The organism is Nocardia pseudovaccinii NBRC 100343, assembly GCF_001613225.1.
Classification (GTDB): domain Bacteria; phylum Actinomycetota; class Actinomycetes; order Mycobacteriales; family Mycobacteriaceae; genus Nocardia; species Nocardia pseudovaccinii.
Map to the genome: position 1 here is coordinate 1 of NZ_BDBY01000247.1, position 23,982 is coordinate 23,982.

At 65.2% G+C, this 23,982-nt stretch carries 28 protein-coding genes and 1 pseudogene; 19 read left to right on the forward strand and 10 right to left on the reverse strand.

From position 1 onward, the window contains the following. From NP3_RS30480 to thpD, 9 genes are all read left to right on the forward strand, one after another. Positions 1 to 276 (forward strand): ANTAR domain-containing protein (locus tag NP3_RS30480; RefSeq protein WP_157124652.1); only part of this gene is annotated, 276 nt, incomplete at its 5' end. Between the two features lie 116 nt (positions 277 to 392). Beyond that, positions 393 to 824, forward strand: a complete 432-nt coding sequence (locus NP3_RS30485; protein ID WP_063045096.1) for an anti-sigma factor — start codon at positions 393 to 395, stop codon at positions 822 to 824. Continuing rightward, on the forward strand, positions 814 to 1,599 hold the full coding sequence (locus NP3_RS30490; RefSeq protein ID WP_063045059.1) for an RNA polymerase sigma factor SigF: 786 nt from the start codon (positions 814 to 816) through the stop codon (positions 1,597 to 1,599). Before NP3_RS30485 ends, NP3_RS30490 begins: the two co-directional genes overlap by 11 nt. A 126-nt stretch (positions 1,600 to 1,725) precedes the next feature. Further along, the gene (locus tag NP3_RS30495; RefSeq protein ID WP_245721181.1) at positions 1,726 to 2,124 is read left to right on the forward strand and encodes a hypothetical protein; all 399 of its coding nucleotides are present in this window, start codon (positions 1,726 to 1,728) and stop codon (positions 2,122 to 2,124) included. A 232-nt stretch (positions 2,125 to 2,356) separates the two neighbouring features. Further along, the gene (locus tag NP3_RS30500; RefSeq protein WP_063045061.1) at positions 2,357 to 3,067 is read left to right on the forward strand and encodes a response regulator; all 711 of its coding nucleotides are present in this window, start codon (positions 2,357 to 2,359) and stop codon (positions 3,065 to 3,067) included. Between the two features lie 149 nt (positions 3,068 to 3,216). Continuing rightward, positions 3,217 to 3,801 (forward strand): diaminobutyrate acetyltransferase, encoded by a 585-nt coding sequence (gene ectA, locus NP3_RS30505; RefSeq protein WP_084509191.1) that lies wholly within the window; start codon positions 3,217 to 3,219, stop codon positions 3,799 to 3,801. Beyond that, on the forward strand, positions 3,798 to 5,066 hold the full coding sequence (ectB, locus tag NP3_RS30510) for a diaminobutyrate--2-oxoglutarate transaminase (RefSeq protein WP_063045062.1): 1,269 nt from the start codon (positions 3,798 to 3,800) through the stop codon (positions 5,064 to 5,066). Before ectA ends, ectB begins: the two co-directional genes overlap by 4 nt. 1 nt (position 5,067) lies before the next feature. Next, on the forward strand, positions 5,068 to 5,466 hold the full coding sequence (locus tag NP3_RS30515; RefSeq protein WP_040690649.1) for an ectoine synthase: 399 nt from the start codon (positions 5,068 to 5,070) through the stop codon (positions 5,464 to 5,466). A gap of 8 nt (positions 5,467 to 5,474) precedes the next feature. Further along, positions 5,475 to 6,350: an ectoine hydroxylase gene (gene thpD / locus NP3_RS30520; RefSeq protein ID WP_063045063.1), complete on the forward strand. Its 876-nt coding sequence runs from the start codon at positions 5,475 to 5,477 to the stop codon at positions 6,348 to 6,350. Between the two features lie 72 nt (positions 6,351 to 6,422). Here thpD and NP3_RS30525 read toward each other — a convergent pair whose 3' ends face one another. Beyond that, positions 6,423 to 7,646 (reverse strand): hypothetical protein, encoded by a 1,224-nt coding sequence (locus NP3_RS30525; protein ID WP_063045064.1) that lies wholly within the window; start codon positions 7,644 to 7,646, stop codon positions 6,423 to 6,425. Further along, positions 7,646 to 7,867, reverse strand: a complete 222-nt coding sequence (locus NP3_RS30530; RefSeq protein ID WP_063045065.1) for a hypothetical protein — start codon at positions 7,865 to 7,867, stop codon at positions 7,646 to 7,648. Before NP3_RS30530 ends, NP3_RS30525 begins: the two co-directional genes overlap by 1 nt. Positions 7,868 to 7,897: 30 nt before the next feature. Between NP3_RS30530 and NP3_RS51640 the strand changes: the two genes are divergently transcribed. Then, complete coding sequence (locus NP3_RS51640) at positions 7,898 to 8,239, forward strand: hypothetical protein (RefSeq protein ID WP_063045066.1); 342 nt, start codon at positions 7,898 to 7,900, stop codon at positions 8,237 to 8,239. Here the strand turns inward: NP3_RS51640 and NP3_RS30540 are convergent, their stop codons facing one another. Then, positions 8,240 to 10,489 (reverse strand): serine/threonine-protein kinase, encoded by a 2,250-nt coding sequence (locus NP3_RS30540; RefSeq protein ID WP_063045067.1) that lies wholly within the window; start codon positions 10,487 to 10,489, stop codon positions 8,240 to 8,242. Positions 10,490 to 10,546: 57 nt separating this feature from the next. Beyond that, entirely contained in the window at positions 10,547 to 11,347 is an 801-nt protein-coding gene (erm, locus tag NP3_RS30545; protein WP_063045068.1) for a 23S ribosomal RNA methyltransferase Erm, read from the reverse strand. Between the two features lie 315 nt (positions 11,348 to 11,662). Here erm and NP3_RS51910 point away from each other — a divergent pair. After that, positions 11,663 to 11,752 (forward strand): annotated as a pseudogene (locus NP3_RS51910) (DUF1768 domain-containing protein); the annotation flags it as partial. Between the two features lie 23 nt (positions 11,753 to 11,775). On the opposite strand, the gene NP3_RS30550 reads toward NP3_RS51910, so the two are convergent. Together NP3_RS30550 and NP3_RS30555 are read right to left on the reverse strand one after the other, a co-directional pair. Next, positions 11,776 to 13,014, reverse strand: a complete 1,239-nt coding sequence (locus tag NP3_RS30550; protein ID WP_063045069.1) for a tetratricopeptide repeat protein — start codon at positions 13,012 to 13,014, stop codon at positions 11,776 to 11,778. A gap of 91 nt (positions 13,015 to 13,105) precedes the next feature. Further along, positions 13,106 to 13,627: a hemerythrin domain-containing protein gene (locus NP3_RS30555; RefSeq protein WP_063824954.1), complete on the reverse strand. Its 522-nt coding sequence runs from the start codon at positions 13,625 to 13,627 to the stop codon at positions 13,106 to 13,108. 874 nt (positions 13,628 to 14,501) lie between these two features. Between NP3_RS30555 and NP3_RS30560 the strand changes: the two genes are divergently transcribed. From NP3_RS30560 to NP3_RS30570, 3 genes are all read left to right on the forward strand, one after another. After that, on the forward strand, positions 14,502 to 15,581 hold the full coding sequence (locus NP3_RS30560) for an NAD(P)H-dependent amine dehydrogenase family protein (protein ID WP_063045070.1): 1,080 nt from the start codon (positions 14,502 to 14,504) through the stop codon (positions 15,579 to 15,581). Next, positions 15,578 to 16,063, forward strand: coding sequence for a carboxymuconolactone decarboxylase family protein (locus NP3_RS30565; RefSeq protein WP_063045071.1), 486 nt, complete (start codon positions 15,578 to 15,580; stop codon positions 16,061 to 16,063). The genes NP3_RS30560 and NP3_RS30565 overlap by 4 nt, the downstream gene beginning before the upstream one ends. A 249-nt stretch (positions 16,064 to 16,312) precedes the next feature. After that, positions 16,313 to 17,146, forward strand: a complete 834-nt coding sequence (locus NP3_RS30570; protein ID WP_157124654.1) for a hypothetical protein — start codon at positions 16,313 to 16,315, stop codon at positions 17,144 to 17,146. A gap of 5 nt (positions 17,147 to 17,151) precedes the next feature. Here NP3_RS30570 and NP3_RS30575 read toward each other — a convergent pair whose 3' ends face one another. Beyond that, the gene (locus NP3_RS30575; protein WP_063045073.1) at positions 17,152 to 17,838 is read right to left on the reverse strand and encodes a hypothetical protein; all 687 of its coding nucleotides are present in this window, start codon (positions 17,836 to 17,838) and stop codon (positions 17,152 to 17,154) included. Between the two features lie 98 nt (positions 17,839 to 17,936). Between NP3_RS30575 and NP3_RS30580 the strand changes: the two genes are divergently transcribed. Continuing rightward, positions 17,937 to 18,215 (forward strand): ArsR/SmtB family transcription factor, encoded by a 279-nt coding sequence (locus tag NP3_RS30580; RefSeq protein ID WP_373864797.1) that lies wholly within the window; start codon positions 17,937 to 17,939, stop codon positions 18,213 to 18,215. Continuing rightward, positions 18,215 to 18,604, forward strand: coding sequence for a VOC family protein (locus NP3_RS30585; RefSeq protein WP_174566286.1), 390 nt, complete (start codon positions 18,215 to 18,217; stop codon positions 18,602 to 18,604). Before NP3_RS30580 ends, NP3_RS30585 begins: the two co-directional genes overlap by 1 nt. A 3-nt stretch (positions 18,605 to 18,607) precedes the next feature. Here the strand turns inward: NP3_RS30585 and NP3_RS30590 are convergent, their stop codons facing one another. After that, positions 18,608 to 19,528, reverse strand: coding sequence for an LLM class flavin-dependent oxidoreductase (locus NP3_RS30590; protein ID WP_063045099.1), 921 nt, complete (start codon positions 19,526 to 19,528; stop codon positions 18,608 to 18,610). A gap of 57 nt (positions 19,529 to 19,585) precedes the next feature. After that, positions 19,586 to 20,095 carry a GtrA family protein gene (locus NP3_RS30595; RefSeq protein ID WP_040690789.1) on the reverse strand — a complete coding sequence of 170 codons (510 nt, stop codon included), beginning with the start codon at positions 20,093 to 20,095 and terminating at the stop codon, positions 19,586 to 19,588. A gap of 191 nt (positions 20,096 to 20,286) precedes the next feature. Here NP3_RS30595 and NP3_RS30600 point away from each other — a divergent pair, with 191 nt between their 5' ends. After that, a complete protein-coding gene (locus NP3_RS30600; protein WP_063045075.1) occupies positions 20,287 to 21,090 on the forward strand; it encodes an aldose epimerase family protein in 804 nt (267 codons plus the stop codon). Between the two features lie 3 nt (positions 21,091 to 21,093). On the opposite strand, the gene NP3_RS30605 is transcribed toward NP3_RS30600, so the two are convergent. Beyond that, entirely contained in the window at positions 21,094 to 21,846 is a 753-nt protein-coding gene (locus tag NP3_RS30605; RefSeq protein ID WP_174566285.1) for a TetR/AcrR family transcriptional regulator, read from the reverse strand. Positions 21,847 to 21,952: 106 nt separating this feature from the next. Between NP3_RS30605 and NP3_RS30610 the strand changes: the two genes are divergently transcribed. Further along, positions 21,953 to 23,155: a DUF418 domain-containing protein gene (locus tag NP3_RS30610; protein WP_063045076.1), complete on the forward strand. Its 1,203-nt coding sequence runs from the start codon at positions 21,953 to 21,955 to the stop codon at positions 23,153 to 23,155. A gap of 283 nt (positions 23,156 to 23,438) precedes the next feature. Next, entirely contained in the window at positions 23,439 to 23,978 is a 540-nt protein-coding gene (locus tag NP3_RS30615) for a hypothetical protein (protein ID WP_157124655.1), read from the forward strand. The last annotated feature ends 4 nt before the right edge of the window (positions 23,979 to 23,982 follow it).

A 23,982-nucleotide genomic window follows, 5' to 3' on the forward strand; every position in this document is an offset into this window, starting at 1 on the left:
CAGCAGGAGACCCTCGACGACGCGCTGCCCGAACTGTATGCGGCCCGCGCGGTGATCGAGCAGGCGAAGGGCGCGTTGATGCTGGTCTACGGCATCAATGCCGAACAGGCGTTCCGGGTGCTGAGCTGGCGCTCACAGGAGACCAATATCAAACTGCGGGCACTGGCCGCACGGTTGATCGCCGATCTCGGCGCGCTGACCGATTCGATGGCCGAACTGCGCACGCGATTCGACCATCTCCTGTTGACTGCCCATGAACGGATCGAGGCCGACTGAGTCGAATCCACACCGGTTGCGATGTTTCGATGGTGACCGGCCGGGTAAGTCGCGAATGGCCCCCGACTCGAAGGCAGGTTCGGCGTCGGCTCGGAGGAAAAGAGGTGGTGATGGGCATGGGGGAGTGGAGTTCCCAGTCCGCGGCGGAGAAGACGACGACAATCGGGGTTCGTATCCCCGCGGAGTTGGAGCAGCTGACCATGCTGCGCGCGCTCGCCGAAACCGTCGCGCTCATCGCGGATTTCGCGATCGATGAAGTGGTCGACATCCGGCTCGCCCTCGACGAGGTAGCCACCTCGTTGATCCTGGAGGCAACACCGGGCTCGAACTTGGACTGCGATTTCACCTACAACGATCACGAGATGTTCGTGCGCGTGGCCGCGGTCGCGGTGTCGGAAAAGGTGGTCGGCCAAGCCGGATTCGGCTGGCATATCGTCCGCACGCTGACACAGTCGATCTCGGCGGCGCAGGAGCCGTTCGACAGCGTGGTCTCCGGATATCCGACCGTCGTCGACTTCAGCTGGGCACGGAGTGGTGATGGCGGCTGATTCGAGAGCGCACCGCGACAGTTACGACAATATCGAGCCGCTCTTCGAAAAGATCGCCGCCATCGACCCGGCCGATCACCGTCGAGAACTGTTGCGCGAGGAGCTGATCGGCCGGTGCCTGCCGCTGGCCGAACATATCGCGCGCAAATTCTCCGGGCGCGGCGAGAACTTCGACGATCTGTTGCAGGTGGCCCGATTGGGTCTGGTGCAGGCCGTCGACCGCTTCGATGTATCACGCGGTTCCTCGTTCCTGTCGTTCGCGGTGCCGACGATCATGGGCGAAGTGCGCAGGCATTTCCGGGACAACACCTGGGCCGTGCGGGTGCCCCGGCGCACCAAGGAGATCCAGCTCAGCATCGGTCCGACCATCGAGGCCTTATCGCAGCGGCTGGGCCGGTTGCCCAAGGCGCGCGAGATCGCCGCGGAGCTGGATGTGGATCTGGTCGAGGTCACTCAGGCGCTCATCGCGGGCAATGCCTATCAGTCGAGTTCGATCGACGCGGTGGCCGGCGACGACGTCGAGAACGCGCCGCAACCACTGCTGGACAGTCTCGGTGAAGATGAGCCCAGCTACCAGTATGTGGAGGACTATCTGGCGGTCCGGCCGCTGATCGAGGAACTGCCCGACCGGGAACGCGAGGTGCTGGTCATGCGCTTTTTCGAGTCCATGACCCAGTCCCAGATCGCCGAGCAGCTCGGCGTTTCGCAGATGCATGTCTCGCGCATACTGTCCAGAACGCTCGGGAAGTTGCGCGCCGCCGCGCTACGCGACTGATCGGCGTGGGGAATACATTGTCGCGCAATGTGTTTCGTAGTGATCGGATCCACTGTTTGCCCGGGGTTGCACGCGGGTACGCGAAGAGGAACCGGACTATTGATGCCGACGCGCAAGGAGGTCGTCATGAACGATCAGCGACGACCGGCCACCCGAGATCCGTACGCCGGACCGGGGGCTTTCAGGTCGCTGAAGAAACCGCCGGAATCAGTCGTTCGCGGCGAGGGCCCGCAGCAGCCCGGGCGCTTCCTCGTCACCCGCAATCATGAAGTGATCCGGCGGTGGGCCGAGCAGCGCGGTGCGCGACCGGCCACCATGCCCGGCAGTGAGTATGACGGTCGCCTCGGCGTCCTGCGCTTCGATTTCCCCGGGTACGGCGGTGCGGTGCTGCGCGCGGTGGGCTGGGACGAATGGTTCGCCACCTTCGACGCGCGTCGGCTGATGTTCCGCTATCAGGACCGCAGGGCCGACGGCGGACCGAGCAACTTCAACCGGCTCGAACAGTCCCATCGGGACGAATGGTGACACTGGCCGAAATGTGTCGCATGTCACGTGCAATTTGCACAAATCGGGTCTTCATGCGCAGGGTGGAGTAGCCGGACGCTAACCGACTGCCCGTGACCTGCCGTTTACCAATTGGTCGGTCCGGGTATTCAAGCAGTTGGCAAAGGTGCTCGAAGTGCGGACTTTCGCGTCGGTTCTGGGTACGCGAGTCTCCGCGTCGCGTCGCGTCCGCGTGGCTGCAAGGGATGAGGGCTTGACCGCAAACCTGATGATCGTTGACGACGACGAAGTGGTTCGTGGCGCACTGCGCACGGCCATGGAAGACGAGGGTTACGACGTTGCCGAGGCACATGAGGCCGAGGACGCTCTGACATATCTGCGCAGCAATGGCGCCCCCGATGTGATGATCGTCGAGCTGATGCTCGGCGATATGGACGGCTTCGATTGCATCAGGGAGATCCGCCGCGAGCACGACGTGCCGATCATCGTGATCAGCTCGCGCGATGACACCCATGATGTGGTGGCCGCACTGGAGGCGGGAGCCGACGACTACGTCACCAAGCCGTTCGAGATCAAGGAGATCTCCGCGCGCATGCGGGCGCTGCGCCGCCGTGCACGCCTGACCATGGAGCGCGAAGCGCCGCGCGAGGCCGTACTCGACGCGCACCCTGACGGACAACTGGTGCTGGATCGCGACGGTGGCGCGGTACGCCGCGGCGAAGACGAAATCCGGCTCACCATCACCGAATTCAAATTGCTCTGCGAACTCGCGGAATCGCCGGGACGGGTGCTCAGCCGCACCGTCCTGCTCGAAAGAGTATGGGACGACGGCTTTTTCGGCGATGAGCGGATCGTCGATGTCCATATGCGCCGCCTGCGCACCAAAATCGAGCTCGACGCCTCAGAGCCGCGCATCGTGGTCACCGTGCGAGGTCTCGGCTACCGACTCGATCTGCAGCGCTGAGCCTGTGACGAACGCCGCAGTGGCACCGAAGTATGACGCTGCCTGCGGTTGTGATCTTTTCGTAATACAACCGCAAAGAGTTCGACAGGTTCACCTCAAAGTTGCTTCGTAAGCCTGGATAAGTACTGCAGACCCGACCAGGGAGACGTATGTCACTGCACACCTTGTCCACCAAGACGATCGAACCGTCGGTCACCGAATACCCTTCGGCCGTACCGATTTCCGGACCGCACACGCAGCCGGTGCTGCGCCCGCCGAGAGTCGGTGACGCGGCCCAGATCTGGCGTATCGCCAAGGATTCGCAGGTTCTCGACACCAATTCCAGCTATGCCTACCTGCTGTGGTGTCGTGATTTCGCGAGCACCTCGGTGGTTGCCGAAGTCGGTGGCCGGGTCGTCGGATTCGTGATCGGCTACCTGCGTCCGCAGGCGCCGCAGACGGTTTTCGTGTGGCAGGTCGCGGTCGAGCACGAACAGCGCGGGCGCGGCCTCGGCGCGGCGCTGCTGGACACGCTGCTCGACACCGTGGCCGGTGCCGGTGTTTCGACATTGGAGACCACGATCGCACCGGACAATCCGGCCTCGATCGCGATGTTCGCCTCGGTGGCACGTCGCCGGTCGGCCGAGCTGACCAAACACCCCTTGTTCGATTCCGAACTCTTCCCGGACAGCCACGCTGCCGAAGACCTCTATTTGATCGCCCCCACCGCCCGAAAGCAGGAGGATCGACGATGATTACCGCCGAGACGACCATTTTCGAGGAGCTCGAATCCAATGTCCGCGGCTATTGCCGCGCGTGGCCCACGGTGTTCACCACCGCGTCCGGGAGTTGGTTGCGCGCCGAGGACGGGAAGGAGTACCTCGACTTCTTCGCCGGAGCGGGTGCGTTGAACTACGGCCACAACAATCCGGTGCTCAAGCAGCCGCTGCTGGACTACATCGCCGGTGACGGCGTCACCCACGGCCTGGATATGTCGACCGTGGCCAAGCGCGGACTGCTGGAAACCTTGCGCGATACCGTCTTCACACCGCGCGGCCTGGATTACAAGGTCCAGTTCCCCGGACCGACCGGCGCGAATGCCGTCGAGGCCGCGCTGAAGCTGGCCCGCAAGGTCACCGGCCGCGAGACGATCATCAGCTTCACCAACGCCTTCCACGGCATGTCGCTGGGTGCGCTGTCGGTGACCGGCAATGCCGCCAAGCGGGCCGGCGCCGGTGTGCCGCTGGTGCATGCCGCGCATATGCCCTATGACGGCTACTTCGACAACACGACTGCCGACTTCCAGTGGATGGAGCGGGTGCTCGACGACACTTCGTCCGGTTTCGACCGGCCCGCGGCGGTGATCGTGGAGACGGTGCAGGGTGAAGGCGGGGTGAATATCGCGCGGCCGGAATGGCTGCGGCATCTGTCCGAATTGTGCACCGCGCGTGGCATTCTGCTGATCGTCGACGATGTGCAGATGGGCTGCGGCCGGACCGGACCGTTCTTCTCCTTCGAGATCGCCGGTATCACCCCGGATATCGTGACGCTCTCGAAATCCATCGGTGGCTACGGTTTGCCGCTGGCGCTGGTGCTGTTCAAACCGGAGCACGACGTCTGGGCCCCGGGTGAGCACAACGGCACCTTCCGCGGTAACAACCCGGCCTTCATCACCGCACAGGCCGCGCTCGAGCACTTCTGGTCCGACGGCACCCTGCAGGCCTCGACTGAGGCCAAGGGGCAGCGGATCGGTGCCGCCCTGACCCAGGCGGCCGAGTACTTCCCCGGCATTTCGACGCGGGGTCGCGGACTGGTGCACGGTGTGGTCTTCGACGATCCCTCTCAGGCAGGCAAGGTCTGCCAGGTCGCCTTCGAGCGTGGGCTGCTGGTGGAGACCTCCGGTTCGCTGGACGAAGTGGTGAAATTGCTGCCGCCATTGACGGTCACCGACGAGGAGGTCGAGCATGGTCTGCGAGTGCTGACCGGCGCGATCGGCACCGTTTGCGGACAGGAGCGTTGAGATGATCGTGCGCAGCACCGCGGAGATCACCGGCACCGAACGCGATGTCGCGGGGCAGGGCTGGCGCAGTAAGCGCATTGTGCTCGGCGGCGACGGCGTCGGTTTCTCCTTTCACGAGACCAGCATCGAGGCCGGGACCGTGCACGAGTTCCACTACCGCTATCACGTGGAGGCAGTGTGGCTCATCGAAGGTGAGGGCACGCTGACGGATCTGGACCACGGCGTCAGCTACGAATTGGCGCCCGGCTCGATGTACCTGCTCGACGGACACGAGCGCCACCGCCTGGAGGTACGTACCGATATGCGGATGATGTGCGTGTTCAACCCGCCGGTCACCGGGCAGGAGGTCCACGACAGCGACGGCGTCTACCCGCTCGTCGCGGCCCAGGTAAGCGGATAGGAGGCGCAATGACGTTGGTGCAGACCGACGATCGCTACCCGACTCGGCTCGTCACGGCAGGCGAGCATCGGGACCGGACCGATCCCACCGTGTGGGGCGCGGTCGATTCCGAGGAACTGGCCTCCTTCGATGCCAATGGTTTCGGGATCGTGGAAGAGCTGTTGACGCCCGCCGAGGTCGCGGAGTTCAGTGCCGAAATCGACCGTCTCGCCGGTGATCCGGCGCTGCAGGGCGACGACCGGGTGATCGTGGAGAAGTCTTCGAACCGGGTGCGTTCGGTCTTCGAGGTGCACCGGCTCAGCGGCGCGATCGCCGATCTGGTGCGCGAATCCCGGGTGGCCGGATTGGCCAGGCAGGTGCTCGGCTCGGACGTCTACATCCATCAGAGCCGGGTGAACTACATGCCCGGTTTCCGCGGCACCGGCTTCTACTGGCATTCGGATTTCGAGACCTGGCATGCCGAGGACGGTATGCCCGCACCACGTGCGGTCAGCCTGTCCATCGCACTGACCAACAACTACCCGATCAACGGCAGCCTCATGGTGATGCCGGGCTCGCACCGCACCTTCGTGCCGTGCACCGGCAGCACTCCGGCCGAGCATTATCGGGAGTCGTTGCAGGAGCAGGAGATCGGCGTACCGACGCACGCGGATATCAATGCGCTGGCGAACCGGTACGGCATCACCCAGTTCACCGGCAGCGCCGGATCGGCCCTGCTGTTCGATTCGAATATCATGCACGGTTCGTCGAACAACATCACGCCGTTCCCGCGGTCGAATATCTTCCTGGTGTTCAACAGTGTGGAGAACACGCTGGTGGAGCCCTTCGCCGCCCCGGCCCCGCGACCGACGTATATCGCGAGCCGGGACTTCACGCCGGTTTGATCCGCCTACGCACGCAACCGGTCTCGGGTCGCCTCACCCGAGACCGGTTGCGTGCATAGGCATTCGGTTGCATCAGCCGTAGATGTCCAGCGTGACGGTAAGTGTCGCCAGGCGTGTAGCGAGCCCGAGATCGCGGGCGCGACCCTGGATGTCCGTGCGGTCGTCGGCGGGCAGCTCGGCCCACAACTCGCCGAGGTGGACCTGAGTGTCGGTATCGGCCACAGCGAGGATCCGCAGCAGCGTCGACCACAACCGTCCCTTGGTCGCGATGGCGGGTATCGCGGTCAGGGTTGATTCGGGCAATTCCAATAGTTGTGTACCGATTCGGCGTTGGATCTCGGCATCGGTGCGCTCGACCAGGTCGAGCAGGCCGCGCCACAGTATCGGATCGCTCTGCCCCGCGAGCGCGGCGACCAGCGCCGCCGTCGCCGCCGGATCCGCGGTGATCGGGTTGGCCGCCAGGGTGTCCAGCGCCGATGGGCTCAGGTATGCGGTGAAGCGGAGCATGTCGTGGATCGCGCCGTGCTCGATGAAGGTGGCGGCGAGTTCGGTAATGGCTTCGGGTGGGCCGATGTCGAGCAGGAGGTCGCCGAGCGCCTCGATCACATCCTCGTCGCAGCGGGCGAAGACCGATACCGCCGCCAGACGCAGCTCGGTGGAACCGGCTAGGACGGTTTCGAGAATGTGCGGTATCCGATCCAGCGGCCCGGACAGCAGTTGGCGCACGATCGCGCTGATATTCGGGCCGGAGTAGGCATAGGCCGCCGAAAGGATCAGGCCCTCGTCGTCGGGCACGCCCGCCTCGATGGCCCGAACCAGTCGCGTCGTCGCGAAGCCGAGGAACGGACCGGCGGTGACGTAGTCCTTGCGGCGCATCAGCTCGTTGGCAACCCGCACGACCGGTTCCGGCGGCGCGACCTCGGCGAGTCGGCCGACGGTATGCGGGTCGATGTACGGCGCGCAATCGGCGGCATATTTCGGATCCAGCATCGCGAGGGCTTCCGCCGCCTTCTTGGGATGTTCGATGCCGACCGCACCCGCGGCGCGTCCGCCCATCATCGGCGGCACGACCCGCTGCACCAGCGGTATCGAGATGCTCAGCGGAATTATCGGCACCAGTTTGCTGAGCCGCCCGAAGGTCGCGGAGTGATCGTCGAAAAGTGCGCGCGCCATGCGTTGTTGCAGTTCGTGCAGTTGCTCGGCGCCGAGTTTCTCCAAGTGGGCCAGGCGTTCGGCGGGGACATGCAGTGTTCGGGCCAGCAGAACCAGCTGCGCCCTGGTCACCAGGTCTGTCATCAGCCGAGCCGATTCCCGAACATGACCTTCTTCGCCGCGGTGCTCAGCGGCCAGGGCAGTGCACCGAGCAGTCCGTCGACGGCCTCGGTGAGTCCGGCAGTCTCGGCCCTGCGCGCGTCGCGGAACAGGGTCAGCAGTTCTGCGGATTCCGCCTCGGAGAGTTGATCGAGGGCCGCGACGGTGCCGCCCAGTTCTTGTTCGAGATCTGCTCTGGCGGTCATATTCGCTCCCGGTTCCCCAGTCCTCGCGCAATGACAGTGCACGAAGCACCTCTAGATCACATTGTGCAGTGCCAGCTGGCCCACGGGATTCGGTTCGCTTGTGACGCGCCGCAAGGCAATCGTCTGGCAGCACAGCGCGCCGGTCCGGCCCGTTTCGGTCAGCATGGGGTCGACGGCTATACCGACGCCACGCCGCCGACCGAATCGGCGGGCATGCTCGATACCGGCGATCTCGGCTATCTCGATGTCGCGGGGCAGCTGTTCGTCGCGGGCCGCGATGACGCCATGCTGCGCGATGTCACCTTCCTGGACGTGCTACCGCGCATTGCGACCGGCAAGATTCTCGAGCGCATGCTCATCCAGCCGGTCTGATCAGCGGTTGACAATGCGTTCCAGAGCGGCGAGGTCTTGTTCGAGCATCCGGAACAACCAGTAGATGGCGACGAATGCCAGCGCGCTGCCCACACACAGCACACGCAGCGGCACGATGACCGCCGGAATATCCTCGGCGGGAATGAACGTCGCGCCCGCGACGCCGAGCAGCGGTACCGCGGCGGCGATGGCGAGGAAGTAGGTGCTGCTGCGGTCGAGCCGGCGCAATTGGACACCGTCGGCGGCGCCGAGTCCGCCGTGCGGCACGAACATCGGGTAGATGCTGCGCACCGCATAGAAGCTGACCAGGAAATACGGGTAGGCCATGGCGATCGCGCCGCAAACGATCTGGGTGATGAAGAAGTGCACATAGGCCTCGGCGGTGAGGTGATTGCCGGAGATCTGCACCGATACCGGGACGACGACACCAGCCGATACCCATAATGCGAAGCAGGTCAACACATTTCGGCGACCGAGTTGCAGGGCCGCACTGCGGGCGCGCGCCAGCGTCGGCGCGTCGTAGGACTTGCCCTTGCGTAGCCCGCGCGAAATGGACCACAGATCGACCAGCAGCACATTGGTGGCGATGATCCCGATCAGGAAGCAGATGCCGTAGGCGGCCACAGCGATCTGGTCGAAGCGCAGCTGCGCCTGCTCGTCCAGTTTGGCGATGATGAGCGTGCGATTGTGGTTGTAGCTGTACAGGATTGCCAGCGCATTCGGCCCGCCGATGGCCAGCGCCATGATGGGGTGCATGAGCACTCGGGCGCGCAACCGCCAACTGTGCGGCGGCGGGTCGACCAGGTCGCGGGCGCGCGCGTCCAGGCAGACATCGAATTGCTGGGCCATATCCGCCCCGCGCGCCCACCGTTTGTCCGGATCCGGATCGAGGGCGCGGACCAGTGCGCGGCGCAGCGCGGCCGGGCAATCGGCCGGAAGATCCTGATAGGGCAGCGATTGCGGACTGCCCGAGCGGCGGTCCAACATGCCATCGAGTGCGGTGCGATCGCCGCCGGTGACCTTGTCGTCATCGAAAGGCTTACGGCCGGTGAGCAATTCCCACAGCATGACGGCCAGCGCGTAGAGGTCGCTGCGGGTATCGAGGTCGGCGGCTGTCGTCGGTTTGTCCGGGTGCACGGCGGCCAGCTGCTCCGGTGACATATAGGCCAGCGAGCCGCCGAAGTAGGCGACCGGGCTGTCACCAGAGACATTGCCGCTGAAGCTGATATTGAAATCGGCGAGTTTCGGAATGCCCTCGGCGGTCAGCAGCACATTGGCCGGTTTGATATCGCGGTGCAGCACTCCGCACCGTCCGGCATAGTCCAGTGCCAGGGCCAGTCTGCGCCCGAGCCAGGCAATGGTCTCCGGCCAGGACAGTTCGGCCAGTTCGGCGCGCACGGGGGATTCGCTGGGGCGGATCTCGCCCTTGTCGGCGAGTACGGAGTCGATGACATCGACCAGCAGTGCGCCCGAGCGTTCGGCCGCCGGTGTGTTGCGCACCCGCTCGAGCACGGTGAACAGCGTCCCGCCCGGCACGTACTGCATGTACAGCAGGCGCAGGCGGCGACTCTCCAGGACCCGCTGGTCGAAGACCCGCACGATGTAGTCGTGATCGAGCTGGGCCAAGGTCTGTGGTTCGGCGCTCTTGTCCTGGGAGATCTTCACCGCGACGAGCCGCTGCATGGAGCGCTGTCTGGCCAGGAACACTCGCGCGAACGCGCCACGACCCAGCCCGGTCATCAGGTCGAAGTCGTCGATCTGCTGGCCGACATCGATATCGTCGAGGTTCAGCGGATCGGCGTACACGGCTAGTAGAGTGCTGCGGTAATCGTCGGTGGCCAGCATCTCCGAGAGTTGCTCGGCCTGTTCGGGATAGGCTGCGGTGTATTCCTCGACATCCACCGAACTGCCCGCGCGCCTGCGGACGTGGAATTCCTCGTAGATGAGATCCGGCGGCAGCGGCCACGTGCGCAATTCCGGCAGGTCGTCGACGTATTGAGCGAGGCGCTTCGGCTCGGTGCCGCGCATCCACCGGTTCGCCAAGTCGACCTTGATCAGCTCGATCAGCGACACCCGGCGGATAGCGGGGGAGTCCGGTAGGTAGGCGGGCAGATCCGGAGGCGTATCGGCCGCCCGCCAGGCCTGCGCGAATCGCTCGACGACCTCGGCGACCCCGGTGCCGCGCGGACCGCCCGGCGAGCGGTCCGGAGCGACCGTCGCCCCCGGAACCGGCGGAGCAGGGTGCGCCATCTGCGCATCGTAGCTCCGCCGATACCCCGATGGCGGCCGAGTTGGGCAACTGATTTGCTAGCTCAATGCCTGGTAGAGGCTGAGCCAGCGGTCCGGGGAGACGAGGCCGACGGGTTCGTCGAGGGCGATTCCGGCCACGGTGCAGGCCACGCGAACCTCGTGGGCCGGATGAACCCGGCGCAGCGTGGCCGCCAGGGAACCACCGAGGCCGGTGAAGCCGAATTCCACGAGTTGGTGGTAGCCGCGGAGTTCCTTTCGTGCGAGCAGCGGTTGTTCGCGTCGGCGCAGCCGCAGGACGGCAGCATCGACCCGTGGTATCGGACGGAAGTGGTGGCGTTCGACTCGGGTGCCCAATTCGATTGTGACGGTGGGCCATTGGGTGACGGTGAGTTTGGTCCAGCGGCCGTATTCCCCGGCGTATTTGCGGGCGAACTCGCGTTGGGTCAGTAATGTCGCCGAGCTGAGCCTCGGTGCCGCGAGACACCAGCGCAAGATATCGGTGCTCGCGGCGAACGGGATATTGGCGACGACCGTGAATGGTTCGCGGGGCGGAGTGATATCGCGAATATCCGCATGGTGCACTTGAATTCGGCGGTCGCTTGCATAGCGTGCGCGCAGTCTCTCGGCGTAATGGCGGTCCTTTTCGTAGGCCAGGATGTGGCGCGCAGTGCTCAGCAGATGCCTGGTGAGCATCCCGTCGCCGGGACCGATCTCCACGACGAGGTCATCGGTGCCGACACCGGCCGCGCGTACCAGCCTCGCCGCGATGCCGGTATCGGCGAGGAAATTCTGTGACAGCTGCTTGCGGGTGCTCCCGGAGCGGATCCGGGCATGCGGCAGCGAACGATTGCGGGACATGGGTGTCCTCCGAACGGAGTGGTCGAATCAGGAATGTGTGATTCGCCCGGACCGTGCCGGAACACTATGGGGCGCAGCCCATTTCAGTTCTAATCAGAACTGGAGAAATCGATCAGACTGATCGAGGATGGGGAACAGCGGAGTGCGCGGGCAGAGGCCGGGCTGCCGCGCGGCGCCGCACGTAGTACGCGGCGACCACGCACGCTCCGTTCAAGCCAGGACTGCCTGCCATACCGGCAAACCTAGAGCACCCGCGACCTTTCCGCGACTGATTTATCGCGCCCGGCGCCAGGGCCGGGTGCTGCGAAATTCGGTCAGTACGGAGAACTGAAGCAGTACATGCTCGGCACCCGAAGCCGAGTGCTCGTCGAGGCCAGTTCGGTCGACCGGGTGTGGGGGATCTGACCGGCGGCGAATCCTGCTGCCACTCAGGCCGAATTCACCGATTGATCGTGTTCGTCGGTCTTTTCCTCGGCGATGCAGGCGCGCCAGATCTCGGCTTCGGCATGATTGCCCTGGCGTTCGAGCAGCTCGGCGAGTCCAGTCATGGCGCGTGCTTCGCGACGCTCGGCCGCGGTGCGCCACCAGCGCTCGGCAGCGGCGAGTTCACCACGATTGAACAGAACGACGCCGAGGTCGTAGGCCGCGCCGGCGTGTCCGGCCTCGGCGGCCTGTGCCCACAGACCGCAGGCTTGTTCTTCCTCGCCGCGGCCGAACATGGCGACGCCGAGATCGTAGAGGGCTGCGCGATAGCCGCGTTCGCCATCCTTGGTGCGCTCCTGCGATTTGGATGGCTCGGGCTTCGGTGGTTCCGGGAGCGGAGTGTGGTCGGTATCCGCTGCCCGTTCCTGCATCACCGGAACCTGCTCGGCTACTGACGGTTCCGCCAACCGGGCGCGCGCGGGTTGCAACGGTGTGGTCTGCTCGGCCGCCGGGAGCTCGGGGCGGGCGAATGTCGTTTGCAGTGGTTCCGGGAACCGCACCAATTCGAGGTCAGGGGGTGTCGGCTGCGGCTCGGGGAGTCGAGGCTGCTCGGGGGCAACGGATACGGCGCGCTGTGGCTGAGTCGGTGGCGTCGGCTGAGCGGATGTGTCCGGTCGCGGTTCTGCGGGTGGTGGCACTTGGGGCGCGGCGGCAGGCGTCGGGGCGGAGCTGGCGGGCAGACTGGCGGTTTCCACCTCGACCACCAGGTTGGCGAAATTCGGCGGGCCCTCGCCGACGCTGCACCAGAGGATGATTCGGCCGGTCGGCGGTTGCTCGATGAGGATGCCGTAATTGCCCGACCAGGATTTCTGTGCGCCGAACCCGTCGACCCAGACCGGGGTCAGCGAGAACAGTGCGCCCGGATCGGTCGGGACCACCTCGAAGGTGACGCCGTCGGCGAGGGCGTCGCTCCATACGTCGACCCCGGCCAGGCGTCTGCCATCGATGCCGATGTGCCCGTCGACCACCGACAGCCCGATTCCATGTCCGCGCAGACCCGCGGGCGGTGCCGCGGACAGCAGCTTCATGGTGACCAGGATCGGCGCGGATCCGACCCGCTCGGTGTACATCGGGTAGATCAGGCTGCCGTTCCAGGTGATCGGGTCGGCGGATCGGTAGTGGGCGGCCAGCGGTAGGTTCTCCGGCGAATTCTGGGCATACCACTGCGAATACGGTTGATTCATATCGCGCCCCGACCTTTCACCGATGCTTCCTCGCCCCTGTCTACGCGGTCCGGCCGGTAATACCGTACCCGCCTCCGATCTGGTGGCTGCTTCAGTCCCGAGCGGACCGCATGCGATCCACCGCAACCGTGACGCCGAGAAGTTCCTCGCCCGTACTGGTACCCATGTCGAGTTCGTCGAAAGCCTGCACGAGCCTGCGTTCCTCCCAGTGGAAGTGCGATTCCAGGATGGCGGCCAATCCATCGAGTTCGCGCCGTACGGTATCGGCATTGTCCGGCCCGATCGAGTCGAGCAGTTCGGTCAGTCTGCGCAGGATATCGGCGACCAGTTGGTGATCGGTGCGCAGTTCGGCCAATACCGGGGCCAGTTCGGGGAATTGACCCGCAAGTGCCGGGAACCCCGCGGTGTCCTCGCCGGTGTGGTGGCGGGTCAGCGCGGCGCAGAATGCCGTGCAGTGCGCACGAAGTTGCGTCGGCCGCAGCTCGGAACCTGCCGCATAGGCAGTGACGTTCACGCGTATTCGCGTGAGTTCGGTTCGCAGCCAGTCGTGTATCGCCACCAGTTCCTGTCCGAGGGCGCGCGCCCGGTTTGCGTCGAGGTCGGTTGATGCCATGGATCGTCTCTCGTCCGAGGAAGACGCACGGGCCGTGCGGCTCCGCGAAGGGTGCTGGAATGCGTGGGGCGTCGATGCCCCGCTCGACCTCAGTGCGAGCGCGAATGTGGACGCACGGCGGACTCCTCGATCACTGCGCCTCCATGCCGATCACCGTCCACCCGGCGCCGCCACGCGACACATCCACGATCTTGCACCTGATAGGGGCTGCCGATCAACTCGGTGTGTTCGAAGACGTTGCGCGCCATGCGAAATTGCAGTTCATGCCCGATCCTGCGATGGTCACCGCATTTATATGTAACTCACGGTTACATATAAATCGGCTTCTACGGGATTCGGGCGCCAGAGCGGCAATGCGATCATCGTACCCGGTCCCAAACCGCGACGCGACGCGACCGCGAAAGATTCGACCCACGAGACGTGGGTCGAACGCTCAGGTGTCAGACGCCGACTGCCTCTTCCATCTCCTCTTCGGCCTAGGCGGCCTGCCGACTGACCGTGGCGCGGTACTGCTGGTGGCGGCCGCGCGACACGAACGCCGCTCCCCCCGCGCCCGCCGCTTCCGTCTGTGCACAGCGACATGTGCGCGCTGGAGCGCTTGGGCTATCTGACCCGCGAGATCGATCCGGAGAACCGCCGCAACCACATCCTGCGGCCCACGCCGGAGGGGCGGCGGGTCGCGGGGGGTGGCCGAGCGGCGGCGCGATCAGGAGTTCGCCGAGCGCTTGACGGCGTGGGATGACGCCGACATCGGACGGTTCGCCGACTATCTGATCCGCTACAACACCGCAAAATAGCCGCGCGAATTCCCCAGCCCCACTACGTAATTCCCATAATCCCGGTCACCGAACCAAGCGCTTGCTACGCTCACTCGATGATCCCCACGATTGTCTGGGGCACCGGCAATGTCGGCCGCGCGGCCATCCGCGCAGTCGACGCGCACCCGGCGCTGGAACTCACGGGCGTGGTCGTCCACAACCCGGATAAGGTCGGCCGCGATGCGGGTCGGCTCGCGGGGCTCGACTACGACCTCGACGTCCCGGCGACCGCCGATATCGAGGCGGCCCTGGCCGCCGGACCTCGGGCTGTCGTGTACGCGGCCTCCGGTGATATCCGCCCCGATGACGCGCTCGCCGACATCGTCCGCGCCGTCGAGTCCGGCGCGGTCGTCGTCACCCCGGCGCTCTACGCACTCTACGATCCGCGCAGCGCCCCGCCCGAAATGCGCGACCCGGTGCTGGCCGCGATCGCGCGGGGCGGCGGGTCGCTGTTCGTCTCCGGTGTCGATCCCGGCTGGGGCAACGATGTGCTGCCGCTGCTCATGAGCGGACTCGGCAGCACCGTGGATGCGATCCGCTGCCAGGAGATCTTCGACTACACCACCTACGACCAGCCCGATTCGGTGCGCTATCTGGTCGGTATGGGCCAGCCGATGGACTATCTGCCGCCGATGGTGGCGCCGGGCATCCCGACGATGGTGTGGGGCGGGCAGATTCGGTTGATGGCGCGGGCGCTCGGCGTCGAACTCGAGGAGATCCGCGAGACCCTGGACCGCCGCGCGCTGGACGCCACAGTGACCACCGAGCGCATGGGTGAGTTCGCGCCGGGTACGCAGGGCGCGTTGCGATTCGAGGTACAGGGGATCGTCGAGGGCGAGCCGCGCATCGTCATCGAGCACGTCACCCGGATCCACCCGTCCTGCGCACCGGACTGGCCGACGCCGCCGGACGGCGAGGGCGCGCATCGCGTGCTCATCGAGGGCCACCCGCGCATCGAAATCACCATCGAGGCCGCCGACGAGGACGGAAACCGTTCCGCGGGCGGCAATGCCACCGCGGTCGGGCGATTGGTGAATGCCATCGACTGGCTCGTCGCCGCCGAACCCGGACTCTATGACGCACTCGATATCCCACTGCGTCCCGCAGTCGGCAAGCTCGGAAGGAAGCATCCATGATCATCGACATCCCCCAGGGTAAGGACCCGATCGGTTACGTATGGGGCGAGATGGTGCCCGGCATCGGCGTGGCCGCCTCGAACTTCTCGCTGTCGGTGTATTCGCATTCGACCCTCGGACTGCGCGAATTCGAGGCGGCACGATTGAAGATCGCCCAGGTCAACGGCTGCATCTTCTGCCTGGATTGGCGCACCGAACGCGACGGTCAGAAGGTGGAGCCGGAGTTCGCGGACGCGGTGACCAACTGGCGCACGACCGAGTTGTTCGACGAACGCACCCGGCTGGCCGCCGAATACGCCGAACGCTACGCCACCGATCACCACAATCTCGATGACGAGTTCTGGAATCGGATGCGCGCGCAGTACAGCCAGACCGAAATCGTCGAATTGAGTATGAGCATCGGATCGTGGCTGGCCTTCGGGCGACTCAATCATGTGCTGGGGCTCGACGCGGTATGTGTGTTGCCCGGGCATTCGTCGTAGGCGAATGTCTTTGTCCCAGAGATAAATAGGTTTCTGGCGCGGCCGTGGCGTCTTAAGGTCGTGCCATGTCGTCCGCCGAGCCGAGCACGCTACTCGGGCTGATCCAGCGCGGCCGCGGTGCTTGTTTCGGGGCGGCGCGCACACAGCCCGCGCTGGCTCGTGACCACGTCGACGACTGCATCGTTGGTGATCCGCGGTGGGATCACCAGGTGGAGCAGCGCGAGCGAAGCGAACGGAATGCTCGACGATGTGCTCGAAACAGCCGATGACACACAGCTGACCTGCGCGCTCGGTTGGGGTCACGATCTGGGTGCGTCCCCGTGGCCCGGGCGGCGGCTGGCGAGTCCGCGGATCGAACGGATCGTCCGAGCGGTGGCGCGGAATCGGCGTCCACATAGTCTGTCCGCGCCGGAGCGGCGAGGGGAACGCGAATCGGCGGAACGCGAATGTGTGCTGCTAGCCGCGATCGAGGCAAAGCTGATCAGTGGCCCGACCGAGTGGGAGGCCACGCTGCTGGCGATCGCAGCGGATCTCCTACAGGCACAGGACTTTCCGCTCCCCGTCCGGCGCGCGACGCGCCGGTGTCTCGCACGGCTGGGCTCACCCCGCGCATTCGCCTGGGCACGCGCGAACGTGGACCGCGACGGTGAAGCCGGGGCCGCCGCGATATCCCTGATCGCCGATCTCGCCGAACCCGCCGACGCTCGATGGCTCTGCGACCTACTCACGGAGGCACTGACACATGACAATATCTATGCCCAGTGCGATCTCGTCGACGGCTTGGCCCGTCTCCGTCATGTGGCCGCTGCCGGGATCATCGATGAGGTCTTCGACGGCACCGTCTACTCGTACCTGCGCACCCGATGCGCCGCCGCATCGGCTCTTTTGGCTCCGGATTTCGCCGAGCGTCGCGCGATCGAATGCCTCGACGACTGCGAGCCCGAAACCCGCGCCCTCGGCGTCGCCCACGCACGTGATCGGATTTCGGAGGTGCGGGAACGCATCCGCGGCATGGCCGAGGATCCGATGGAGGAGGACCGCAACCGGCGAGCGGCGGCAGCACGAATTACCCAGTGGCGCTGATAGATTCAGTCAAACGGTACCCAATCGATGCCGTCCAGTCGGCTCCACTCGTCGCAGGCCCAGTCCCAGATGAGCTGGGCGACGGTAGCGCCATCGGTCACTGTGGCGCGGAGGCGTTGGTCGCGGACCGGGTGGTGGATTTCGAGGGTGTAGTCGATCGGAAAGTTGCGCTGGGCCCGGATGAAACTCTTTGCGTCGTTTCGCTTTTCGGCGATCAGGAACGGGGTGGCGGCCAGCAGATGAAGTTGGCGGACCCAGTCGAAGACTTCACGCTGGGTGAGTGAGGAAAATTTGCGCTCACCGCCGATATCGATCGAGGCATAGCGGCGCATTCCGGGGCTGGTCAAGGTGTTGGTCCGCGCATCGTAGATTTCATATGCGAAACCCGCGATGAGGGCCTCGATGAGTTCGCGTACCCGCGGCGCGGCGTAGTCCATGGCGGAGCCGCGAGTCCTGCGGCGATCCACACTGTCGGCGGCGGTCACCCGCACCGAATCTCCGGCCGCTTCGATCCGCAGCCTGGCATGCCGGGCGGCGGCCGGAATTCGGCTGTTCCAGCCGTGTAGTCCGGCGATGACGGTCTGGTAGAGGTGGTCATCGGCGGGTTGCCCGCGTCTGGATCGAAAATAAGGAAGTACGTCCCCCGGCGATGCCGCCGCGCCCGCGGGCAGCACCACGAACTCATAGCTCATCAACCCAATTTAACTCGGCCCCCGACACATTCGCCCGCCCTGTTTTCGGCCCGAACTCCACTTGATAGGCAAGCAATTACTTGCCTATAGTGAGGCGTGTGAGCGGCGATGTCTTCAAGGCGCTGGCCGACCCCACGCGTCGGGCGATCCTCGACGAACTGGCCGATCGCGACGGCCAGACCTTGTTCGAGCTCTGCGCACGGCTCACCATGGGCCACCAGCTCACTTCGAGCAGGCAGGCGATTTCGCAGCATCTCGATGTGCTGGCGGCCGCCGGTCTGGTGACCACGCGCCGGGACGGCCGATACAAATTCCACCATCTGAACCGAGAACCACTGCGGCGGCTCACCCACCGCTGGCTCCAGGAGGACCGATGATCCGCATCAATATCACCAGTGTTCTGGTCGACGATCAGGACAAAGCATTGCGCTTCTACACCGAGGTGCTCGGCTTCGTGAAGAAGACCGAGGTTCCGCTCGGCGAGGCGCGCTGGCTGACGGTCGTGTCGCAACAGGAACCGGACGGCGTCGAACTGCTGCTGGAGCCCGATGGGCATCCGGCGGTCCGGCCGTTCAAGGAGGCGCTGGTCGAGGACGGAATTCCGTTCACGTCGTTCGCGGTGGACGATCTGTACGCCGAGTACGAGCGGTTGCGCGGGCTCGGCGTGCGATTCACTCAGGAACCGCTCGATCAGGGGCCAGTTGTCACCGCGGTACTCGACGACACCTGCGGCAACCTGATTCAGATCGCCCAGCTGAAGAGCTGAAATTCAAGCCGTTCGGAGTAGCGCGTCCGCGAGCAGATCCAGCTGGCGGCGGGCCTGCAGTGAGCCGATGCGCAGCACCAGATGCTGCGCGCCCGCATCGAGGTACCGTCCGAGCCAATCGACGCATTCCTCGGCAGAACCGCCGAAATAGGCTTGGATCGTGGACATTTCGTCCAGGGAGCGGCGGTAGTACCGGCGGACGTAGCCGTCGAGTTCGGTGCGCGCGGCGGTGGTGTCCGGGTTGATGTTGATGGTGGCGTAGAGGGCGGGGGTGATGCTGCGGGTGGTCTTTTCGCGCAGGGTGTGCCATGCGCGGGCGTAGGCGTCCGGGTCCGGTAGGAACGGCAGCCAGCCGTCGTAGTGCCGGGCCACCCGTTCGAGCACTCGAGGTGTGTCACTGCCCGCCAGCCATAGCGGGGGACCGTACGGGCTCGCGGCGGGGAGGGTGCGGGTCAGATCGTCGAGTTGCCAGTAGCGGCCGTCGAATTCGGTTCCGCCGGACCAACTCCGGCGCCAGATGGCGACCGTTTCGTCGAGTCGCCCGACGCGCTGGTCGAAAGGCACACCGACGGAGGCGAATTCGTCCCGGCTCTCGGGTAGTGGGAATCCGGCGCCGAGACCGAGGACCAACCGGCCGCTGCTGAGTTGGTCGACGGTGGCGGCGGTGTGGGCGCCGAGCAGTGGATGACGCAATGTCGCGGTGAGTGCGGCGGTGCCGAGCTGGACGCGCGCGGTAGTCGCGGCCACGGCGGCGAGCAGCGGCAGCGGATCGACTCGGGTTCGTGCCAGCGGGGAATCACCGATCCACACCGAATCGAACCCGGCATCCTCGGCGGCGCGCGCGAACCGGACCAATCCGGCGGCATCGTGTTCACCGGTCATCGAGGTTTCGCGGCTTGGGAGCAGCAGGCCGATCTGTGTCATACCGGCGATCTTCACCCCCGTCGCCGATTCGGGGCAATTACCTCGAAGGTAAGCGACCTACCGCGGTTCGAGCTCCGATTGGACGAGATCGTCGGGGAAGGCGTACCGCCGAAACGCCCAGTACCGGAACGCCATTGCGAGCAGCACGCCCAGAATCTGGCCGGTAATGAAGTTCGAGACGGCCTGGGTGACCGGACTGACGTGCGGCACCCGAATATCGAGCACATACAGCGCGACCGCCTGCGGCAACAGCGTCACACCGATACCGAGCGCACTGATCGCGAAGAACAGCGCCGCCTCGTGGTGCCGCTCCCTACCGCCTCTGGTCCGGAACGACCACTCCCGATTGAGCACATACGACACGATCGTCGCGATCAGCACACCGAGCACGCGCGCCGTGAGCGGCTTCTCGCCGAGCACCGTCAACTTCAGCGCATAGACGATCCCGGTGTCGATGAACCAGGTGATCCCACCCACGACGGCGAACTTGAGCAGCTCACGCCGCTGGATCAGATACGACCGGTACGGCTCCGGAATCCGGTCGAGCGCAAGCTGGACGAAGGACACGCCCCGCACTATATCCAGCAAATCCGTCACCTCACGTTTCCGACCGCCGACGCCGCTCTAACCCAAGCATGCCCGCGCCCGTCGCGCCAGGTAAGTCACCTCCGGTATTCGGGCGCGCCGCGTCGGTCGGCGTGACCGGGCTGGTCATGGCACTGTGTCTTACCGAACTCATAGTCGGAGGAGGAGCGCTCATGACCGATGCAGGTAATTCCAGTGTTGTGCTGACCGCAGGGAACGCGCAAGTGAGCATCGCGCCGGAGAATGGCGGGCGGCTGACCAGTTTGCGGGTCGGTGCGCTGGAACTGTTGCGGCAGGGTGCAAGGTACGGCGCGTTTCCGATGGCGCCCTGGTGTGGCCGGATGGGATCGGGACAGTTCCGGTATAGCGGCACGTTGCATCAGATGCCGATCAACGCCGATCCGCACGCTATCCACGGCACCGCGCGCGATAGGGCCTGGCACGTCCTCAGCACCACGGAATCCACCGCCGCGCTGAGCTGCGAGCTCACCGACCCGTGGCCGTATCGTGGGCGTGTCACCCAGGAGTTCCAGCTCTCCGAGCACTCGATCACCCTCACCATGCGGGTCGAAACAGCGGGCGAACCGTTTCCGGCGCAGGTCGGTTGGCATCCGTGGTTCTTGCGAAATCTGGGCTCCGGCAAGGACATCGAGCTCGACTTCACCCCGGCCTGGCAGGAGGAACGCGGCCCCGACTATCTGCCGACCGGACGCCGCATCGCCCCGCAGCCCGGACCCTGGGACGACTGTTTCGGCATGCCCGATGGCACCACTGTCACCCTGACCTGGCCCGATGCCCTGCAGCTGACCATCACCGGTCCCGCCGAATGGGTCGTCGTCTTCGACCAGCAACCCGAAGCCGCCTGTGTCGAGCCACAATCCGGCCCGCCCAACGGCATCAACACCCACCCGCGTCCGGTCACCGCGAGCGATCCGTTGGAACTGTCCACCACTTGGGCCTGGCGTCTGCACGACTGAGTTCTATGCGCCATCGATCTCGGCGGCCACGCCGCCGAGGATCAATTCCAGCGCGAATACGAAGTCCTGGTCGGCGGCATCGGCATCCCCATCCGGCGGTGATTCGAACAGCGGACTGGCGAATAGTGCGGCCGCCTCGGGGAAGCGGTCCGGGTCGACGAGAACAGCCAGCGTGCGGCGGTAGTTCCGATTGGCCTGCACCTCGTCGAGCCCCGTGCCGCGTCGTGCCTCGGTGACCTGCTGGGTGAGCAGACTCGCTTGCCGCACATGCCCGCTCACCAGCATGAGGATGCCGACCTTGGTGGCCCAGTCGAGTCCGGTGTCGGCGAGTGCGCGCAGCGCGGCATCCACCCAGCCGATCGTGTTCGGACCGCGCGGCGGCCCGGAGATCGGTAACTGCGGCAACCACGGATGCTCGGCGTAGACCGCACGCATCGCATGTGCCCACTGCCGCAGCCCGGCCCGCCACTCGGGGCGCACGGTGCCGAGATCCGGTGCCGGGCCGATGGCGAAATCGGCCATCAGCTCGAAGAGTTCGTCCTTGGAGCCGACGTGGCGGTACAGCGCCATTTTCGTGAAACCCAGTGTCTGCGCGACCTTCAGCAGCGTGACCGCGGCCAGCCCGGAGCGATCGGCGAGCTCCACCGCGGCGCGTACGACCCGGTCGACGTCCAGTTCCGCCGGTCGGCCGAGTCGTGCTGGTGTCGGGAGTCGCCAGAGCCTGCCCAGGTCGGCGGGCACCGCCTCGTCGGCCATGGTCTTACCTCCTCGGGATCGCCGATGTTTTTGGCGGATATTAGCCCGAGAGATAGTATATGTTGGATAGTATCCCTTGGATACTATCGATTTGCGGAGCATGCCGATGACCGATCAGCTGGTCGCCTCCAGATCCCGGGTGCACGACGTCGATGCCCTGCGCGGCTTCGCCCTGTTGGGCATCTTCATTGTCAATATCACCTTCATGGCCTCGGGTTATCCCGGCAACCTGGTGATCGACCCCGACTACACTTCGACCCTCGACGACGCCGTGCGCGCACTGTCCGAGGTGTTCGTCGACATGAAGTTCTATCTGCTGTTCTCGTTCCTGTTCGGCTACAGCTTCACCCTGCAGATGGAATCGGCGGCTGCCGCGCGAGCCGCCTTCGAACCGCGGATGCTGCGTCGCATCGGAGGCCTATTCGTCCTCGGTGTGCTGCATATCGTGTTCCTGTACGCGGGCGACGTACTCACCACCTACGCGGTGGCGTGCTCGGTGTTGTTCTGGATGCGGAGGGTGAGCGACCGGACCGCATTGCGCGTCGCGGCAATTCTGTACGGCTTGGTCGTGGCGAGCCTGCTGCTCGCCACCGTATTCATGGATGCGTCGGCCCTGCTGCCCTCCACCGCCGAGGCACAAGCCGATGCCGGGCACGCTACCCAGGCCATGCTCGGCGGCTGGGGCGACATTATCGGCGAACACCTCGACGGCCTCGGACTCCTTGTCCTGCAAGCTCTTACACTGCAGGGACCGACCGCTCTGGCCATGTTCCTGCTCGGCTTGGTCGCGGGCCGCCGCAAACTGCTCGCCCACATACACGGCGCCGAACCGGTCCTGCGCCGAATCCAACTCATCGGCTTCCCCATCGGCCTCGCAGGCAGCATCCTGTTCACCATCGGCGGCGGCACCGGCCACACCCTCCCGGTAGCGATCAGCGTCGCCACCGCCCCATTCCTCACCGCCGCCTATGTCGCAACCCTGCTCCGAGCAATGCGCAGCCCCCGCATGTCCTTCATCCGCACAGCCCTGGCCCCCGCGGGCCGCATAGCCCTCACCAACTACCTCGCCCAATCAGCAATCGGCCTACTGATCTTCACCGGCATAGGCCTAGCCGCCGCTGGCACGTTCTCCCCGCTCGCCACCATGTCCACAGCCCTGCTCGTTTTCACCCTCCAGTTAGCCGTGAGCGCAATATGGCTCCACTGGTTCCGCTACGGCCCCGCCGAATGGACCCTCCGCTGGATCACCAACGCCCAACGCCCCACCTGGCGCAAAACCCCGTCCGAGCCGGTGCTGAATCAACCATGAGGCCAGCAAGGATGTCGGGGTGACGCAAACGAGCGAAGGACAACTCCTGGTCGTCGGGCACGATGCGCTATTCCGGCGCAGGTCAGCAGCCATTTTCGGAAGTAGCAGCGAACCTGGACAACGCTGCGGTCAACAGGCTCGAAGACCTCGAGACCGACGGCTTGTCGACCGGTGATTCGCGGCGATGTCACCACCGCTGGAAATACACCTGCGTTGATTGTACGAGAAAATGATTGCTCGATATCGAGCGGTGCCAGTAGGTCCAGGTGTGGGAGCGGTGATGTTGGAAGCGGTGCCGGATGGTGACGGTGACAAGGGTGACACAACGGCGAACGGCGGTACGGAGGGAGCGACCCAGGCCGCGCCGAATCCAATTCCCGGTGACATCGCCAGTCCGTCTGCAGATGACAATCTATCGATCGATTCGGACCACATGCTGTCGCCGATAGCAGTGGTCGATCTGGTAAACGACAATCTCACCGCGATCAATAAACGCCTGGCGGATTCGGCCGCCGACGCACTTCTCGGCATGGCTCCATTCATAATGTATTCCGGGATCTTCGGCGATAGCGCTATCGAATCTGCTTGGTCAGCGTTCCATCGGGCGTGGGTTCGCGAGGTGGGTGTGACGAGTTCGGCTATAGCCGAACTCAGGAAGCTGCTCCCCGATGCCACAGCGAAGTATGAAGGAACAGATCTAGCCGGAGGGCAAGCCGTCAGCGGGGTGGATATCGATACGCCCGGCTCAGGAGTTGTCCCGGCGGACCAGCCGCCTATCACAAGCCCATTGCCGTGGGATCCGTCCGATTCGAGTAAGCGGTGACCGA

What these genes read in the sequence shown, in the direction of transcription:
- NP3_RS30610 (WP_063045076.1), top strand. Translation starts at nt 21,953, where the DNA reads ATGACCGATCAGCTGGTCGCCTCCAGATCCCGGGTGCACGACGTCGAT.
- NP3_RS30550 (WP_063045069.1), bottom strand. Translation starts at nt 13,014, where the DNA reads ATGAATCAACCGTATTCGCAGTGGTATGCCCAGAATTCGCCGGAGAAC.
- NP3_RS30600 (WP_063045075.1), top strand. Translation starts at nt 20,287, where the DNA reads ATGACCGATGCAGGTAATTCCAGTGTTGTGCTGACCGCAGGGAACGCG.
- NP3_RS30605 (WP_174566285.1), bottom strand. Translation starts at nt 21,846, where the DNA reads ATGGCCGACGAGGCGGTGCCCGCCGACCTGGGCAGGCTCTGGCGACTC.
- NP3_RS30530 (WP_063045065.1), bottom strand. Translation starts at nt 7,867, where the DNA reads ATGACCGCCAGAGCAGATCTCGAACAAGAACTGGGCGGCACCGTCGCG.
- NP3_RS30485 (WP_063045096.1), top strand. Translation starts at nt 393, where the DNA reads ATGGGGGAGTGGAGTTCCCAGTCCGCGGCGGAGAAGACGACGACAATC.
- erm (WP_063045068.1), bottom strand. Translation starts at nt 11,347, where the DNA reads ATGTCCCGCAATCGTTCGCTGCCGCATGCCCGGATCCGCTCCGGGAGC.
- NP3_RS30540 (WP_063045067.1), bottom strand. Translation starts at nt 10,489, where the DNA reads ATGGCGCACCCTGCTCCGCCGGTTCCGGGGGCGACGGTCGCTCCGGAC.
- NP3_RS30515 (WP_040690649.1), top strand. Translation starts at nt 5,068, where the DNA reads ATGATCGTGCGCAGCACCGCGGAGATCACCGGCACCGAACGCGATGTC.
- ectB (WP_063045062.1), top strand. Translation starts at nt 3,798, where the DNA reads ATGATTACCGCCGAGACGACCATTTTCGAGGAGCTCGAATCCAATGTC.
- NP3_RS30560 (WP_063045070.1), top strand. Translation starts at nt 14,502, where the DNA reads ATGATCCCCACGATTGTCTGGGGCACCGGCAATGTCGGCCGCGCGGCC.
- NP3_RS51640 (WP_063045066.1), top strand. Translation starts at nt 7,898, where the DNA reads ATGACAGTGCACGAAGCACCTCTAGATCACATTGTGCAGTGCCAGCTG.
- NP3_RS30495 (WP_245721181.1), top strand. Translation starts at nt 1,726, where the DNA reads ATGAACGATCAGCGACGACCGGCCACCCGAGATCCGTACGCCGGACCG.
- NP3_RS30590 (WP_063045099.1), bottom strand. Translation starts at nt 19,528, where the DNA reads ATGACACAGATCGGCCTGCTGCTCCCAAGCCGCGAAACCTCGATGACC.
- NP3_RS30565 (WP_063045071.1), top strand. Translation starts at nt 15,578, where the DNA reads ATGATCATCGACATCCCCCAGGGTAAGGACCCGATCGGTTACGTATGG.
- ectA (WP_084509191.1), top strand. Translation starts at nt 3,217, where the DNA reads ATGTCACTGCACACCTTGTCCACCAAGACGATCGAACCGTCGGTCACC.
- NP3_RS30575 (WP_063045073.1), bottom strand. Translation starts at nt 17,838, where the DNA reads ATGAGCTATGAGTTCGTGGTGCTGCCCGCGGGCGCGGCGGCATCGCCG.
- NP3_RS30555 (WP_063824954.1), bottom strand. Translation starts at nt 13,627, where the DNA reads ATGGCATCAACCGACCTCGACGCAAACCGGGCGCGCGCCCTCGGACAG.
- NP3_RS30490 (WP_063045059.1), top strand. Translation starts at nt 814, where the DNA reads ATGGCGGCTGATTCGAGAGCGCACCGCGACAGTTACGACAATATCGAG.
- thpD (WP_063045063.1), top strand. Translation starts at nt 5,475, where the DNA reads ATGACGTTGGTGCAGACCGACGATCGCTACCCGACTCGGCTCGTCACG.
- NP3_RS30525 (WP_063045064.1), bottom strand. Translation starts at nt 7,646, where the DNA reads ATGACAGACCTGGTGACCAGGGCGCAGCTGGTTCTGCTGGCCCGAACA.